Raw genomic sequence first — 16594 nt, 5'->3', positions numbered from 1 at the left:
GGGCGCTGGAGCTGGACAAGTCGTAGAATAGGGGTGTCAGGCACCATGTGAATTTTTCACATGGTGCCTGACACCCTTTTTAAGTATGACAAAAAAGACAGGTCGTTTAGACCTGCCCTTGTATAGTAGATATTCGTAAAACCGGCCATATCTAAGTTATTACTATGCAGCAAGTTAACCCCGTCGAGCTCCTCTTCCTCCACGCTTGGACTCCGTATGCCGCTTTAGGGAAGTTAAACGATCTTCACTATCTTTCAGAAATTTTGCCATTTTAGATTCAAAGTTTTCCGGTCTGGCAATATTGCGATCGTTTGGTCTGCCTTGACGAGGACGTTGGGAATGGGATCTTTGCGGTGATGCTTCCGGTCGGTCCTTTGCCTTTTTAATCGATAGCCCAATTTTTCCATCCTTCTCAACATTGATGACTTTTACCTCAACTTGCTCGCCAACTTTAAGATGGTCGTTAATATCTTTAACATAGTTGTCAGCAACCTCACTAATGTGTACAAGTCCCGTTGAGCCCCCAGGCAACTCCACAAACGCTCCGAAATTCGTTATCCCTGTTACCTTTCCTTGTAACTTGCTGCCCACTTCAATTGACATAAAAAGAATGCTCCTCCTTAAAAGTATAAAAAATCAATCTAATTCTATAGTATACAGAAAGAAAAAAATTAGTGTCAATATGACTAAAAATTGGTCAATTTTTCTTTTTCTCTTCGGGAATATTAAAGATGATTTCATTATTTTTGGAGAAAAAGAATTCTTTTCTGGCCAGCTTGGCAATGTAATCATTGTCATTTAATTTAATTATTTCCTCTTTCAAAATACTTTGCTGCTTTGTTAGTTCCACAAGCTGGTTGTCAAATTGCTTCTTTTGGGCCAATTTAGCATTGAGCTTAGTGGTTTGGGAAAGATAGCTTGAAATCATCAAATATGATAGTACGCTTGCAAAGACTAAAAACATTGATAGGCGTCTGAGTAACAATTTTCTTTTCCTGGCTGAAGCAATTTCCGCATATTCTTTCTGCTCGACATAGGTTGTCTGGATCTTTGAGACAGTTTTTTTCGGTTCCGCTCCCATTTCCCTTCCCCTCCTTACTCTTTTCGCTTTTTCCATTTATCTATCCACTTATTAAAATAATTCCATATCTTATTAAAATTTCCTGCCGTTTTATTATATAACTTCTCGACGGTTTTTTTAATACCTTTCGGCAAAAGTTTCCAAATAATCAACAATATTCTTTGCACTGGTACGAAGATTACCTTTAGAATAAATACTAAAACTTTACTAACAACCTTGACGAGGGCTAAAAGCCCCCTGCCAATCGAAAGAACAATAATAACAACCAACTGGATAAGACTAAGGATGGGTTTATATATGATTAGATAAAGGGTCCTTTTGATAAAGTTGTAAACAGCGATGATTGTATTGATCAACAGCTCAAGCAGGTGTTGGTAAATTCCTTTTAAGATGCTTTGGTACGCCGCAAAACCGCATAGGAGCGCAAGGAAGATATAAAACCTTAATTCTCCATTATTCACTAAGAATAAGGTATAAAAGATAGCCACAGCTTGGATTATCCAAAATAGTAAATCATTAATAAATACAAGCCACTGCTTCCTTTTCGGACGGTTTAAGAACCGCTGGTACGTATCAAACATGGCGCCAAACAATGCCCCCATGCCAATCATCGAAAGCATGGTGATAAATTGCGTGGAAAGGGTCATCGGAATAACTTACTAAAGAATCCTTTAGCTTTCTCCCCGTGCTGTTCGTCTAGGTAAACTAAGTCAAAAATCTTCCCCTTAATCGAAACAATCCCCTTTTCCACATCAAGATTTTTCATTTGCAGGTTTTGCCCTTTGATGGCTAAAAACCCCATCGACGTTTCCAATAAGAATTCTTCATTATCAAAGCTTTCTACCTGTTTTACTCCGGTAATTTCAAGCAGCTTTCTCCCTCTCATGATGACATCGTGGTCTGGAACACTACTCTTTGTTTGATTGCCTTCATAATATTGACTCATTATCATCCCTCACAATCAGTTGTACAACCCTTTTGTACATTTGTATGTGAAGAATAAAGAAAATAGACCAAGCCAATCTTATAGGCTGTCAGCTGAACCAAATTTCTCTTCTTTTATAATGGTATACATTTCTGCCGCTTCGTCTTTGCGGGATGTTTCTTGGATCCGGTCAATTTTCGCCGTAACCTTTCTTTGCCCCAGACGAATCGTTAATTCATCCCCTACTTTAACGGTCGAACTAGCCTTCGCTTCTTTTCCATTGATTTCAATCCTGCCTTGATCGGATACTTCCTTTGCTAATGTCCTTCTTTTGATTAATCTTGATACCTTTAAAAACTTATCTAACCGCATAACAGATATCCCCCAATTCTATAATCCTTTTAATTTTGCCTCATCCCAATACTGATCAAGCTGTTTGAGCGTATGTTCTTCAAATGACCTGCCGCTCAGCCCGACCATTTTCTCCACGTATCGAAACCGACGCGTGAACTTTTCGTTTGTTTCAAACAATGCTTCTTCCGGATGGATTTTTAGGAATCTTGACACATTGACAAAGGCAAATAATAAATCGCCAAATTCCCCCTTTGCCCGCCGCATTCCTTCTTCTGTTCCATCTAATTCAAGGATGAATTCTTCGAGCTCTTCTTTCACCTTCTCCAAAGCAGGCGTAATTTCCTGCCAATCAAAGCCAACCTTTGCCGCTACTTTTTGCAAATCATAGGCCCGCATTAAATTTGGAAGTGATTTCGAAACACCTTCAAGTAATGAAACCGGGGCAAGCTCCCCTTTTTCCTGCCTTTTAATTTCCTGCCAATTTTGAACTACCTCTTCAGCATTCGCTGCCTTTCCAGTTCCGAAAACATGAGGATGGCGCCGGATCATTTTCGCTGATAATCCCTCAATAATATCATCAATCGAAAAATAACCATCATCTGCGCCAATTTGGGCATGGAGCATGACTTGAAGCAGGACATCGCCAAGTTCTTCAACTAAGTGATCAATATCCCCCTTGTCAATTGCTTCAATCACTTCATAGGTTTCTTCAATTAAGTACTTTTTTAATGACTCATGGGTTTGTTCCTTATCCCATGGGCAGCCATTTGGACCCCTTAATTCAGCGATAATCGCGCGCAGCTTCGAGAAATCCTTTAATAAAATTTCCTCTTCTGTCACTGGCGGGACATAGACAGATGTGAGGTTATTGATTGAGACATTTCGGTCCAATTCATACAAGGGCAGTTTTTCGATGTGCTCCTGTTTACTGCCTGCTGCTGTTACAATATACACCTGGTAATCATCCGGTAATTTCTCCATCAATGTTAGCTTTACATTCGAGGACACGAATTGGTCGTATACCTGGCTAATAATGATATGCTGGTCGATTTGCAGCTGGGAGGCTGTGAGCGCCGTGCCATCGAGCAATTGAAACCCTTCTACCGGGTCAATTTTCAATGAAGCAAAGAGGGCATCAAGAAAGCTCTGCCCGCCGCCAATGATAATTTCCACACCATCCTTTGGTCCGTATTCCAAAAGGAGCTGCACTGTCTGCTCGGCAACAAGCGGGTGTCCCGGAACAGCGTAAATCACCGCTTCCGTTTGCGCTAGTTTCAATAATGTCTTGGCGATTTCCTCATATACGGCTTCAAACTGATCGTATTTTTCATACACGCTGTCAAAAGAGGTATAGGATAGTCCTTCTTTCTCGAGTTCAGGAATGACTGGATGTTCTTTCGTTCGTAAAAATAGCTGCGGTGCTTTAAGTAGTTTCTTATAGACGCCAACCGGGAGCTGCTCAAGGTCGCCTGCTCCCAATCCGACGATTTCAATTTTTTTAATCATTGGTTAATTCCTTTCCTTTCGAGGGAGAAAATGAAGTAATTTGCTTCCAAATGGGAAAAACTCCAAATCTTCTTCAAGAAATACGTTCCCCCTGATGATGATTACTAAAAAGATGATGCCGCCGAGCGAAACAGCAGTTACCGATTGCATCGCTGCTCCCAGCCGGTCTGACCCAATTGTGGCAACAAGGTAATTTGTTAAAAATAAATAGCCTTTTAAAAACAAAACCATTGTGATTGCTGCTGTTAGCACTATTCTTAAAAAACGTGATGGAAACAGCCGGATGGCGATTACTTTTTTAAATTTTAGCAATAAGAAAACCGTGACCAATCCTAAGGCAAGAAGCGAAGATATTGCCGCCCCCATCGTTCCGAATAATGGAATGAAGACCATGTTTAAAATATATTTCAGCGGAAAGGTGATCACCACGGCTATTGCAGGATAAAGCAGACTGCCGAGTCCCTGCATAATGGCAATGATTGTTGAAATAATCGAGGTAAATAGAATAACAAAACCAAGCACCCCTAATACCCCTGAACCGTTGGCATTTTCGAACAGCATCACATTGGTGGGTCCGATAATCGCCCATAAACCTGCTGAAGCTCCAAGTCCGATGACAATGCTCACCTTAATCGCTACTTGAATTTTATGATTTAAAAAATCTGGTTTCGCGGATAATCGCTCACGGCTTATGAGCGGTACAAGTGTTAATGACATTGAGGCTGCAGCGATTGTTCCTAATTGGATTAATGGCTGACCGCGGTCGAATACCCCCTTTAAGCTTTTAGCGAGATCTTGTTCCGTGCCGTTTGCTACAAGTAAGGAGTATAAATTTAACGAATCTGCAAGCTGCATAAAGATCATAAGCATTCCGCTTAAACAAATTAACAGTCCTTGAAAAGTGAGCATTTTTACAATCCGTTTCACTTCCAACGAGTTGTTTTGCAACATCCCCCTGCTTGGAGCCATTACTTTCCATTCTTTACGTTTCCGGACAAACATAAACAAAATGAGGCTCGCAATCATACTCCCGGTAATCGAGCCAACCATCGCCCCGCTGCCGACAAAATAGAGGGAATAGCCTTTTTCCACGAAAAGAGAAGCTAGAAAAATGATTGTTAACACGCGAATCGTTTGTTCCCCGACTTGCGATAACGCCGTTGGGACCATTTCGCCAATGGCTTGATAATACCCTCTTAATAGTGCAACAAACGGAAAGACCAAAAACACTATGGAGACAACTCTTAATAATATCGCTAATTGCGGGTCCTTCATCCAGCCGGCAATTTGTCCAGCCCCGCCATAGAGGATGAGGAAACAAAGGATGCCGATAATCTGTAAATAAACAAAGGATACGAGGAGAAGCAAGCGGGATTTTTCATCATCCCCGTTCTCCTTTTGTTCCGCGTAAAGCTTCGAAATCACCACCGGAAAGCCTGTGGTCGACAGGACAATCGCCAATCCATAAAACGGATATACCTGCTGATATATGTAAAAACCAATATCCCCGACGATGTTTTGAAAAGGAATACGGTAAAACGCACTTAATATTTTCGTAACGAGTGCGGCAATTGTTAAAATAAACGCGCCTTTAAAAAGCGCAGTTGAATGATTCACGGATTTCATTGCATCACCTACTAACTAAACTAGAGGTAATTATAGCATAGTGGGGGTTTTAATGGATAATGGAGAACAACTTGGCCGGGCTCCAATAAGGACATTTGGGTACCTTTTCTACGACTTTTCCGGCGGACGGGCTCCAATACGGATGATTGGATACCTTTTGCACAAGTTTTCAAACAGAATGGGCTCCAATAAGACCGATTGGATACCTTTTGCACAAGTTTTCAAACAGAATGGACTCCAATAAGACCGATTGGATACCTTTTACCCAAGTTTTCAAACGGAACGGGCTCCAATACGGATGATTGGATACCTTTTGCCTAAGTTTTCAAACAGAATGGGCTCCAATAAGTTCGATTGGATTTATTAAACCAATATATCCCGGCGAGCACCAATTAAATTAATTTACTTTTCCAAATACTCTATCATATAATTATCTTTGTGGTAGGAATTACCTTTAGAAGGAGGTGTACAGGATGGTTTCGAAAGTGTCACAGCTTAATTTAATGATCAATAACCTGTACATTCCTACTAGTCTACCATCCTGTTCTAACGAAACGGTAAAAAGCCGCTTTGTTTAATGGATTCACGCTTTGTGAAGGAAAGACCTTGTAGCTGCAGGGTCTTTTATTTTTCCTAAATTACGAAAGGGGGTTTTTAGCATGATCATTTTTCAGTTAACTAATTTTTCAAACGTTGAGGTAATCGAGGATGGTTAGGTAAAAAATACGAAATGGATGAGGAGTTAACAAATGAAAATTGTAGAATATCGTCATGATTTAGCTGAAAAGGTCGCCGATATGTGGAATCATAGCCGTGAAGGCTGGGGCGGCGGGAATGATATTTCGACCGCGGAGACTATTCGGCAGCAGGAAGAGAATTCGATTAATCTAAATACGTATTTAGCAATGGATGAAAATGGTGTCGCCGGATATTGCGGTGTCAGTGAGTATCGGGAGGATAGCGGTGCTCTCTATATCCCGTTGCTAAACGTACGCGAAGAGTATCAAGGAAAAAAGATTGGCAAGCAGCTGGTGCTAAAGGCCGTCAAACGAACCATTGAGTTGGGCTGGCCTAGACTCGACCTCTATACTTGGGGTGGCAATATAAAGGCCGTTCCCTTGTATAAAAAATGCGGATTCTTCTGGGAAAACCGCGATGACACCGTTCATCTCATGAACTTCATCCCCTCGGTACTCACTACAGAGGCCGTCCAAGGCTTTTTTGAAAAAGCGGATTGGTATCATGACCGTAAAATGGAAATTGAAGTGAAGCCCGATGGCAGGAAAGAAAATGGCTTTGATTTCTATGAGTACAAATGGGAGAAGGACGGCGAGCGGCTGAGGATAGAATATGAACGCAAAGGCCGTGGTCTAAGATTGATTGAAACGGACGAATATTTACTCTCTGCCTCGATTGAACAGCAGGACTTGATTTTCGGTGCAGAATACCCGATTCATTTCAAGATAGAAAACAAAACGAATGAGCCGTTAACTATTGCCATCGAAGGTTTCGACGATCAGAATATCCACTTTGATTTTGCGAAGCAGCTGACAGTGATGGATTCAGAGATTGTCGAGGGCAGATTCTATGTCGCTGAAATTACCGAAGAACAAAATATTTGGCGCACTCATCCAACTGTGGCCGCTAAAGTGACGGTCAATGGGAAAGAAGCAACTTTCAAGCTTGGTATTAATAGCAAATACCCCGCCAAGGTAAAGGCGAAAATTCCGAATGAACTGCCCTTTTTGGAAACCGAGTCAGTACTCTATTTGGAGATGGAGAATCACTTTAATGAGGACGTGCAATTCTCGTTTACAATACCGAAGGCAGACTTTATTGATTTTGCAAATGAGCATGTTCAAATTTCGCTAACAGCAAAAGAACGGAAACTTCTTCCGATTACGTACTGCTTAACAGACTACGGCTTTTATCAGCAGCCATTACAAATAAAAGCGATAAAAAATTCGGGTGAATCAGTTTATTTTTCCAAAAATATTGGCTTAGCGTTTTACGGGATGAGCGCTAAATTGACCGGAGAGTGTGACGACTATTGGCATGCCTATAACGGTCTTGCCCATGTGTACTTAAGCAAATTTGATAATCGCCTTTATTTGGGACGCGCCGGCTCCCCTGAAGAGGAAATACCTTTCTTTTTCTATCCGAAGCTTGGTAAACCTTTTTCAAGCGAATTCTCGAAAAAACGGCCCGATCACATTGAATTTTTTGAAGAAAAAGGGGCCGTTTGTCTAAAGGCCATTTATCATTCACAGTCATATCCGGACCTGCAGCTACACTCGATTGCCAAGGTTTATGCCGAAGGTTTGATGGAACATCATTATCAAATTAATAATCTTGCCGATGCGGCGACGAAGCAGGAAGTTTGGCTGAATGACAGTCATAACTTCGTCCAGACCATGTACGGATCCGTTTTTCCTTATGATGGTCAGATGATTGAGGTCAATGAATTGAAGGATGGAATGATTCAGTATTGGCAAAGTGAAAAACTGGATGAGAATTGGATTTTCAAGCGCTGTCCAGCACTTCCAAGCGGGATTTGCTGGAGCAGTGAAACCAAAGTTCAATTTGAACATTGGTTCTTATTCTTTGAACACAAACTCGGGGTGATCCCGGCCAATGGGGTGGCAAAGACAAAACCGACTTATCTTTCAATGGGGGCATTTCCGACCTGGGAGGCTTTCAGGGCATTTGCACTTAAAAAAGTTCATGCTGTTGAAGCGGCAACCGCTCAACCGGCACAATTTTACCCAGAGAATCATAATCCGTTTGTTCAGGAGCAGACCACCGTTCATTATAAGAATGCGAAACTGGCCCATCTTGACGGTGAAATTAGTGTTCAAATTGATGGTCAGGGAGCAGTAAAGAAACAACAGTTTCCCCAAGAAGATGAAAAAAGTGAAGCTGTTTTTCCGCTTCACTTCGAGGGCGGGTCAAGGGTAAAGCTGCTCAAGCTCCAGGCCGACCTGAAATTGGAGCAATCGGAGCAGCACTCTCTTATCATTTGCCCAGACAATACGGCGATTCAAACTGAGCAATATGTCCAAGATGGGGTCCCCGTGTATGAGGTTGATAATGGGCTGGTCAGCATTAAAGCGGCTCCGGACTTTTTCCCTGCCCTCTATTCGTTGACCTATAAGGGCCAAGAGTGGCTGGATACGTCCTTTCCTGCTTTAAAGCCAAAGGCATGGTGGAATCCTTGGGCCGGGGGAATTCGCAATGCATTATTAAACATATCCAGCAATTCCCTTGGAAAAGAGGAACGGTCAGCGGAGTTTGTTACCATCACCGACAACAAAGGGAATTGTTGGACCGGAATCAAGCTCCAGGTTCAAATTTCAAAGCATGAATCCTTTAAGGGGCTTACTTATAACCAATATTATTTACTGCAGCCGGGTGCACCAGTAATGTGCCATACCACCGAAATTCTGCAAGATACCAATCAATATTTTAAAAATGAAGGCTGGTATAGCCAAGCTGCTTTTAAAAATGTGGAAAATAGCTGGATCGAGTCTTATCCGAGTCATAAAGCGCATTTCGGTAAAGGTGAAATGGAAATCGATGTGAAACAAAGCTTTACCATTGGTCATGAAGCTGTTTCTGAAAAACTACAGGTCATCTCTGATTACCGAGGGGGAAAATCGGACTTTTATCTAAATAAAGAAGTCGCCCATCATACGGTCTTTTCAAAGCTGCATTTACGACATGGCGAAACATATTGGACGACGCCGATTTTCTATCTATTTAATAATCAGATAATCCCAGAAGATGCGCTTCAAGATTTAAAAAATATTCGCTTTAGTGGTACCGGCGGCTGAGAGGAGACATGTGTGTGATGCGAATTATTGATGCCCATATGCATTTTTCTAATATTTCAAGCTTTAAGGAGACGGCCAACAATCTATCGAAGCTCGATTATTCATCCGCAGGTTTATCGCAGGAGTATCACGATGCGAATGTGGTGCTTGGAATTGCCATGGGCTTAACGGAGACTAAAGCGGACCGCTTCCCGGATTATGAAGCGGCTACGCCGATGGGTCTTGATTTAGATGCTCAGATTCCCGCAAACATCTGTTATTGTCCCGGAATTAACCCCTATCGATTAGGCGCTCAAGAGTTAGCGGCACTTGAAGCGCTGCTTGAGAAACCGGAGGTCGTCGGGATAAAAATTTATCTTGGCTACTATCCGTTCTATGCCTATGATGAGGTCTACAGTCCCGTTTATGAGCTGGCGATGAAATATGGGCTTCCGGTTGTGTTTCATACCGGGGATACGTATTCGGAACGCGGCTTGCTGAAGTATGCCCACCCGCTTACCCTTGATGAAGTGGCGGTGAGATATCGAGAGATTAATTTCATGATGGCCCACTTTGGCGACCCGTGGGTCCTTGATGGCGCTGAGGTTTTATACAAGAATCGCAATATGCATGCGGACTTATCTGGACTTCTTGTCGGTACAAGGGATGATTTGCAGAAAAAGCTGGAGTCACCCTATTTCTTTAACCACTTGAAACATGCGCTGGCCTTTACCGATGATTACTCGAAGTTTCTGTTTGGAACCGACTGGCCTTTAGTTCAAGTACAGCCATATATCCAGCTGTTGCAGGAGTTAATTCCTCGAGAGGCGCACGAGGACTTATTTTTCAATAATGCGGTAAAGCTGTTTCCGAAAATTAAGCGTTTTATAGAACGATAGGGCATTTTGGGAACCATTGAACAGAGAAAAGACAGCCTTAGGCTGTCTTTTCACGTTATGACTCCATCTGTCTCGCTAAGAAACTAGCTGCTGTTTCAACAGCCTTATGTTCCACTTCGCCAAGAGTTCCTTCTTTAGAATAAATGATTACAGCCCCGATTGGGTCGCCATTTGCAATGATTGGCCCGATAGTATAAGAAGTCAGAGCTTCTTCATTTCCATCGATTAACGCCAATTCACCTGGTTGCGTGACCAGCACTGAGTTACGTTCTTCCATGGTTTTCTCAATTACATCACTAATATTTTTATTTAAGTACTCTTTTTTAGAACCGCCTGCCATAGAAATCACTGTGTCTCGATCACAGATCAAAACAGGATTTCCGAGGCTATCGAAAAGGGCTTCAGCATATTCTTTTGCAAAATCACCTAATTCACTGATAGGTGAATACTTTTTCAAGATGACTTCTCCGTCTCGATCCACAAAAATCTCTAACGGATCACCTTCACGGATACGCAAAGTTCTGCGTATTTCTTTAGGAATGACAACACGACCCAAATCATCGATTCGACGAACTATTCCAGTTGCTTTCATCCAATGTTGCCTCACTTTCATCTGATGATTATTCAACTTGGTGATGGTCCATATTTTTAGAACTTGATAACTGTCTAGCTCCAGCGCCAAGGCGCTTCCGCTTTTCGATTCATCACCAACTTTGAACTTAGTATCTTTCAACTGGAAAGTTCTATACACAATCGACATATTTTTTCACATTTATAGGAATTATTTCAATTTTAGATATAGATGTGTTTTAAGCGCCTGCATGTCTCCCCTGGCCTTTTTTTGCTAAAGGGAGCCCTTTAATCATTTCAAAGGCGACGTGAAGCCATTGGGCGGTATCGTACTCTTTAATATTGACGACTATTTTTAGTCTTGAGCCTTCCATGCCAGGGTTGACATTGCGGCCAAATTGGCTGCCGATTTGGAAGATTTTACTTCCATCAATCGTGTTGGTCACCTGCTCGTTCACTAAAATGGTTACCTCCTGTTTGCTTTGCTTCACTTGTTCCACACCATTTAATAGCGCATAAACCTTCATTTCTGCAATTTGGAACAGGTAGGAAACTTCAATCGGATATTCCCCAAAACGGTCAAGCATTTCTGCTTGCAGCTCTTCGATATCCTCCAGCGTCAATGCCGCTCGAAACCGTTTATACATCTCTATTTTTTGATGCCCATCCTTAATATATGTATCCGGAATGTAGGCATCAATCTCCAGGTCAATTTCAACGGACTTTTTCACCTCAGTTGCTAGGTTCAAATCTCCTTTTCTTTCCTCAATTGCTTCTTTTAACATTTGTGAATAAAGGTCAAAGCCAACCGAGTCAATAAACCCGTGCTGCTGGGCACCAAGTAAATTTCCTGCGCCTCTTATCGTTAAATCACGCATCGCAATTTTAAAACCTGAACCTAGTTCTGTAAATTCCTTAATGGCTTGAAGGCGTTTCTCAGCAACTTCCGTTAATACTTTATCTTTTCGGTACGTAAAATACGCGTAAGCGACACGATTTGACCTGCCAACACGGCCGCGGAGCTGATAAAGCTGGGAAAGCCCCATTCGATCGGCATCAAAGACAATCAAGGTATTGACATTCGGAATATCCACGCCCGTTTCAATAATGGTCGTGCTGACGAGAACATCAAATTCCCCAGCTAAAAAGCCGATCATCACTGCTTCCAATTCATTTTCAGTCATCTTCCCATGGGCAAAAGCAACGCGTGCGTCGGGGACAAGCATCGAAATTTCTTCCGCTTTTCGGTCAATGTCTTCTACCCGGTTATATAAAAAGTAGACTTGTCCGTCACGGGCAAGTTCCCGTTCGATTGCTTCCCGTACCAGTGATCCATTGTATTCCATAACATAGGTTTGCACGGGAAAGCGATTTTCCGGCGGCGTTTCGATAACCGATAAATCACGGACACCCAGCATCGACATATGCAGCGTTCTTGGAATCGGTGTAGCCGTTAATGTCAGCACATCGACATTTGTCTTCAACCTTTTAATCTTTTCTTTATGGGTAACCCCAAAGCGCTGCTCTTCATCAATAATTAACAAACCTAAATCATGATAAACGATATCCTTTGAAAGCAATCGATGTGTTCCAACGACAATATCAACCGTCCCCGCCTTTAGCCCCTTCATTGTTTCCGTTTGCTGCTTTTTTGAACGGAAGCGGCTTAACAGGCCAATATTAATCGGGAAATCCTGAAATCTTTCCCTTAGGGTTTCATGATGCTGCTGGGCTAAAATGGTCGTTGGTACAAGAAATGCTACCTGCTTCCCATCGGCAATCGCTTTGAAGGCTGCGCGGATGGCTACCTCCGTTTTTCCATATCCAACGTCTCCGCATAGCAAACGATCCATTGGACGCGCCATTTCCATATCCTTTTTAATTTCATGAATGGAACGGAGTTGATCATCGGTCTCTTGATAGAAAAAGGATGTCTCAAATTCCCTTTGCATATCTCCATCAGGGGAATAGGCATAGCCGACTGCTGCTTCTCGTTCCGCATATAACTTGATTAAATCATCCGCTATATCCTGCACGGAGGATTGAACTTTCTTCTTTACCTTTTTCCAATCTGTTCCGCCTAGTTTATAAATCTTTGGCTCTTTTCCTTCTGAACCAACAAACTTCATAACAAGGTTAATTTGTTCGACAGGCACATACAGTTTATCTGTTCCCTGATAACGGATATGGAGATAATCCTTATGAACCCCGTTAATAACAAGCGTTTCAATGCCCAAATACTTACCGATACCATGATTGACGTGAACAACATAATCGCCAATTTTGAGCTCTGAGTAACTTTTAATTCGTTCTGCATTGGAAAGCTTTTGACGGCTGGCCGACTTTTTTACCCGTTTATTAAATAGTTCTTCCTCAGTAATGATTGCTATTTTTTGGATGGAGAGTTCAAAGCCGGTATGCAGGTTGCCCTTCATAATCTGAACTTTTCCAGGTACTAGCTGCGTTCCTTCTCCGGCAATACTGGCATCAATCTCATAGTCCTCGAGCACGCGCTCTAACTTTTTTACCCGCTCCTGATCAGCCCCTAAAAAAACAATGGAATATTGGCCTTTTTTCCATCTGTCTATCTCCGCCTTTAACAAATGCATTTGTCCGTGAAAGTTTTGCATTTGCTTACAGGAAATATTAATAATATTTTGCGGGCTCGTATTTGCTACATGACGCAAAAACAATGACATATACACAATCGGTATTTCTCGTTTTTGCAGTAGCATCGGCAAGTCATGGGATATATGTAAATCATGGATGATCTGCCCTTCACCAAGTAACGAGGTGTACCATTCAGCCTCTTCTTTAATTAGGGAATCATTCATCTCCTGCACCCTGCTGATTTCATCAATAAATACTAATCCATTACTAGGAAGGTAGTCTAATAGACTATTAGCCCTATCGTAGGCAAGTGATAAGTATTTAAAAACTTGTTCGGGCTTTTGGCGATTTTTTAACTGCTCCAATTCATAGCTGATATTTTGGGACAATTGTATTTTTGCCTTTTCATCTTTCAGTTTCTTTAGACTGTGGGCCAATCCAGCTTCAAGTTTTTCAATAATACGGCTATAACTCTCTTCTTCTAACAATATTTCTGTTGCTGGTCCAACTAAAACTTTAGAAATTTTCTCTTTGGAACGCTGGTCATCTAGTGAAAAATAGCGAATCGAGTCAATTTCAGTGTCAAATAATTCAATTCGGAGTGGATTTGCTTCTGTAAGCGGATAAATATCGATAATACCGCCCCTTACGCTGAATTCCCCCGGTGTTGTGACCATCTCCGCCCGTACATAGCCCATATTAACAAATGTATTTAAGGTTTGTTCGATAACAATGTCTTCCCCTACTTTTAATAAAAGCTGGAATTTCTTCCATAATGACTTTGGGGGGACGATTTTCTTTAAACCTGCAATCGGGACAATTAAAATCCCGCTGGTTTGTTTACTCCAATGATTTAAGGCCTCAATCCTTTGTGCCTTTAACTCCGGACTTGCAATACTCATTTCAGCCGCAATTAATTCATTAGCTGGAAAAAGGAAAACTTCCTGCTCGCTTACTAGATTAACAATATCATCATAGAGTTTTTGTGCTTGTAATAGATTGTGGGTTACAAGCATGATCGGCCTTTTCATTTGTTCATAAATGGATGCCGTTAGCACCGTTCGAGACGATCCAGATAAGCCGGCAATTAGCTGTTCCTTTAAACCTTCTTCCACACCAGCAATCACTGAGTGGATATCTTCCTGTTTAAGGAATAATGACTTTAAACCTTTCAACCCTTAGCCTCCTCTCACCTAAAACATTTTCATAGTAATCATCTTTCATGTAAAAAAATAAATAGAAAAACGCCTTGGAGGGCTTCCAAAGCTGGTTAATGAATAAGGAAATCGTATTGATGGTAATCTGGATTCCGCTCTAAAGCTTCCTGGCAGTCTTCACAAATGGCAGTTATATGAATATCGCCGCTCGAGTCATACGCAACCATTTCTTGTCTTTCTTGTTCTGTTAACTTATGAAGACCAAGGGTTTCGCTGTGTATCGATGCTTTATCAATGGAACCAAGGTTCGTACCACAATGGCGACAATGGTAATGGATGGTCACTCAGAGTCCCTCCTTCATCTATGATTCCTTATTAGTATTAACCTTATCGGAGGAACTTATTCAACTAGATTCAACCGCTTGTTTATCTACTCCAGCTTCTTTCAGTTTTGCTTTATTGTATGAAAGCAGGGCAAGTATCATGAACCATTTACTGATTATATTCATTCATTACCTGCAAGAAAGGCTTCTCTAACCATGCCTCACAAGCCCCTACGCTCTTTTTGACAGCATCCTGGGTTAGAACTTGTTCCTCACTGCGGAAGCGGCCTAAGACATAATCAGGAATGTTCATTCCCGGATGAGGACGGTCAATGCCAATTCGAATTCGGTTAAACTGCTGCGTGCCAAGATGGGCGACTGTCGACTTGATGCCATTATGTCCACCTGGGCTTCCTTTTTGACGGAGCCTAATTTTCCCTACTGGCAAATCAAGATCATCATAAATAACGAGTAAATCCTCTAACTCAATTTGGTAATAATCCATGACTGCTCTAATCGATTCTCCTGATAAATTCATATAGGTTAACGGCTTTAGCAGCAGGACCTTTTCCCCCTTATAAAAACCAACCCCATACAGTCCTTTAAATTTAGATTGGTTCAGCGGTATTGAAAATTGACTTGCTAATCCATCGATGACTTCAAATCCAATATTATGTCTGGTCTGATCATATTGCTTCCCAGGGTTACCTAAACCAACGATTAATTTCATTGGGCCCCCCTCCTCTACTGGTTTAGCCAGCCTTTTAAAAATTTTTTCAAACATCGCTTTTCTCCCATAATATCATTTTTTCTATGATAATGCGCTAAAAGACGTAACCTTGAAAAGGTTACGTCCTTCACTCTAAACTTCGATACCTGCCTAGCTCCATCGTTCAGCAGCTAGTGTACTTCGCTCTTCTATTCGGGTTTTGTTTCTCTTCCCTCTTCATTATCAGGATGGCCTGGTTCTTGCTGCTCGCCAGCGTTAATTTCTTCTTCCTGCCTTGGCGGAAGGATGGATGCAACCACTTCATCGTCCTCATGGTTGATGGTAAATGCACCTGCAGAAGGAATATCACCCATCAATACGGTTTCCCCTACCTTTAGGTTTGTAATATCCACTTCAATTTGCTGAGGGATATTGTCCGGGGTAGATGTAATCGCGATCTGGTGCAGTGTCTGCTGTAGCACACCGCCATCTTTTACCCCTTCAGCCTCACCAACCAGCACAAGTCTGACATCTACATTAATCTTCGAAGATTTATCAACGGCTAGAAAATCAACATGAATGAATTCTCTTTTTATCGCACCCTCTTGATAATCAGTTAACACAACATCCTGTTTACTGCCGTCTACATCAAGAGAAATGATTCCATTCCTGCCTACATCACGGATGGTCTTTGTTAATTCAGCCGAACTAACATACACCGGTTTGCTATCTACCTTTGCCCCATAAATAACGGCAGGGATGTTTCCAGTTTCTCTAATTGTCCTTAATGCAGAATGACGGAATTCCTTCCGTTCCTTTGCTTGTAAAGTCGTGCTCATATCTGTTTAGTCACCTTCCTGTTTAAGTTAAAACTATCTATATAAAAATTACCCCAAAACAGGAAGGACTAAACATCTTTTTCAATAATAATAAAATATGAATTTTGACTTTGAAAATTGGCCAGCTCCAACACCCAGCGGCTAGTGGACTTCGCTCTTTTCCCTACGATAAGTCAACATCGG

At 41.8% G+C, this 16594-nt stretch carries 14 protein-coding genes; 2 read left to right on the top strand and 12 right to left on the bottom strand.

Translation table 11 applies throughout. From position 1 onward, the window contains the following. Positions 1-174 precede the first annotated feature (174 nt). The 7 genes from BSO02S_RS24710 to BSO02S_RS24680 form a co-directional block, all read right to left on the bottom strand. Positions 175-603 carry a S1 domain-containing RNA-binding protein gene (locus BSO02S_RS24710; RefSeq protein WP_066074265.1) on the bottom strand — a complete coding sequence of 143 codons (429 nt, stop codon included), beginning with the start codon at positions 601-603 and terminating at the stop codon, positions 175-177. Between the two features lie 94 nt (positions 604-697). Next, positions 698-1081: an FtsB family cell division protein gene (locus tag BSO02S_RS24705; RefSeq protein WP_066074262.1), complete on the bottom strand. Its 384-nt coding sequence runs from the start codon at positions 1079-1081 to the stop codon at positions 698-700. Between the two features lie 14 nt (positions 1082-1095). Then, entirely contained in the window at positions 1096-1728 is a 633-nt protein-coding gene (gene yabQ / locus BSO02S_RS24700) for a spore cortex biosynthesis protein YabQ (protein WP_066074257.1), read from the bottom strand. Then, on the bottom strand, positions 1725-2027 hold the full coding sequence (yabP, locus tag BSO02S_RS24695; protein ID WP_066074254.1) for a sporulation protein YabP: 303 nt from the start codon (positions 2025-2027) through the stop codon (positions 1725-1727). Before yabP ends, yabQ begins: the two co-directional genes overlap by 4 nt. A 78-nt stretch (positions 2028-2105) precedes the next feature. After that, a complete protein-coding gene (locus BSO02S_RS24690; protein ID WP_066074251.1) occupies positions 2106-2378 on the bottom strand; it encodes an RNA-binding S4 domain-containing protein in 273 nt (90 codons plus the stop codon). An 18-nt stretch (positions 2379-2396) separates the two neighbouring features. After that, a complete protein-coding gene (gene yabN, locus BSO02S_RS24685) occupies positions 2397-3866 on the bottom strand; it encodes a bifunctional methyltransferase/pyrophosphohydrolase YabN (protein WP_066074248.1) in 1470 nt (489 codons plus the stop codon). A gap of 3 nt (positions 3867-3869) precedes the next feature. Continuing rightward, a complete protein-coding gene (locus BSO02S_RS24680) occupies positions 3870-5492 on the bottom strand; it encodes a putative polysaccharide biosynthesis protein (protein WP_066074245.1) in 1623 nt (540 codons plus the stop codon). Between the two features lie 749 nt (positions 5493-6241). Here BSO02S_RS24680 and BSO02S_RS24670 point away from each other — a divergent pair. Next, positions 6242-9325, top strand: coding sequence for a GNAT family N-acetyltransferase (locus BSO02S_RS24670; RefSeq protein WP_066074239.1), 3084 nt, complete (start codon positions 6242-6244; stop codon positions 9323-9325). A gap of 17 nt (positions 9326-9342) precedes the next feature. Then, positions 9343-10203 (top strand): TatD family hydrolase, encoded by an 861-nt coding sequence (locus tag BSO02S_RS24665; RefSeq protein WP_066074236.1) that lies wholly within the window; start codon positions 9343-9345, stop codon positions 10201-10203. A gap of 55 nt (positions 10204-10258) precedes the next feature. Here the strand turns inward: BSO02S_RS24665 and spoVT are convergent, their stop codons facing one another. The 5 genes from spoVT to BSO02S_RS24640 all read right to left on the bottom strand — a co-directional run bounded on the left by spoVT (position 10259) and on the right by BSO02S_RS24640 (position 16411). Next, positions 10259-10795: a stage V sporulation protein T gene (gene spoVT / locus BSO02S_RS24660; RefSeq protein ID WP_066074270.1), complete on the bottom strand. Its 537-nt coding sequence runs from the start codon at positions 10793-10795 to the stop codon at positions 10259-10261. A 217-nt stretch (positions 10796-11012) separates the two neighbouring features. Continuing rightward, the gene (gene mfd, locus BSO02S_RS24655; protein WP_066074233.1) at positions 11013-14558 is read right to left on the bottom strand and encodes a transcription-repair coupling factor; all 3546 of its coding nucleotides are present in this window, start codon (positions 14556-14558) and stop codon (positions 11013-11015) included. Positions 14559-14653: 95 nt separating this feature from the next. Continuing rightward, on the bottom strand, positions 14654-14884 hold the full coding sequence (fin, locus tag BSO02S_RS24650; RefSeq protein ID WP_066074230.1) for an anti-sigma-F factor Fin: 231 nt from the start codon (positions 14882-14884) through the stop codon (positions 14654-14656). Positions 14885-15032: 148 nt separating this feature from the next. Continuing rightward, positions 15033-15593 carry an aminoacyl-tRNA hydrolase gene (gene pth, locus BSO02S_RS24645; protein ID WP_066074268.1) on the bottom strand — a complete coding sequence of 187 codons (561 nt, stop codon included), beginning with the start codon at positions 15591-15593 and terminating at the stop codon, positions 15033-15035. A 188-nt stretch (positions 15594-15781) separates the two neighbouring features. Next, entirely contained in the window at positions 15782-16411 is a 630-nt protein-coding gene (locus BSO02S_RS24640) for a 50S ribosomal protein L25/general stress protein Ctc (protein ID WP_066074227.1), read from the bottom strand. Between the last annotated feature and the right edge of the window lie 183 nt (positions 16412-16594).

This window comes from Neobacillus soli NBRC 102451, assembly GCF_001591665.1.
GTDB lineage: Bacteria > Bacillota > Bacilli > Bacillales > Cytobacillaceae > Neobacillus > Neobacillus soli.
Note: the sequence above shows the minus strand (reverse complement) of the source record. Positions and strands in the feature narration are given on the sequence as shown.

Coding starts and splice junctions, on each gene's coding strand:
- BSO02S_RS24710 (WP_066074265.1), bottom strand. CDS start 603: ATGTCAATTGAAGTGGGCAGCAAGTTACAAGGAAAGGTAACAGGGATA.
- BSO02S_RS24705 (WP_066074262.1), bottom strand. CDS start 1,081: ATGGGAGCGGAACCGAAAAAAACTGTCTCAAAGATCCAGACAACCTAT.
- yabQ (WP_066074257.1), bottom strand. CDS start 1,728: ATGACCCTTTCCACGCAATTTATCACCATGCTTTCGATGATTGGCATG.
- yabP (WP_066074254.1), bottom strand. CDS start 2,027: ATGAGTCAATATTATGAAGGCAATCAAACAAAGAGTAGTGTTCCAGAC.
- BSO02S_RS24690 (WP_066074251.1), bottom strand. CDS start 2,378: ATGCGGTTAGATAAGTTTTTAAAGGTATCAAGATTAATCAAAAGAAGG.
- yabN (WP_066074248.1), bottom strand. CDS start 3,866: ATGATTAAAAAAATTGAAATCGTCGGATTGGGAGCAGGCGACCTTGAG.
- BSO02S_RS24680 (WP_066074245.1), bottom strand. CDS start 5,492: ATGAAATCCGTGAATCATTCAACTGCGCTTTTTAAAGGCGCGTTTATT.
- BSO02S_RS24670 (WP_066074239.1), top strand. CDS start 6,242: ATGAAAATTGTAGAATATCGTCATGATTTAGCTGAAAAGGTCGCCGAT.
- BSO02S_RS24665 (WP_066074236.1), top strand. CDS start 9,343: ATGCGAATTATTGATGCCCATATGCATTTTTCTAATATTTCAAGCTTT.
- spoVT (WP_066074270.1), bottom strand. CDS start 10,795: ATGAAAGCAACTGGAATAGTTCGTCGAATCGATGATTTGGGTCGTGTT.
- pth (WP_066074268.1), bottom strand. CDS start 15,593: ATGAAATTAATCGTTGGTTTAGGTAACCCTGGGAAGCAATATGATCAG.
- BSO02S_RS24640 (WP_066074227.1), bottom strand. CDS start 16,411: ATGAGCACGACTTTACAAGCAAAGGAACGGAAGGAATTCCGTCATTCT.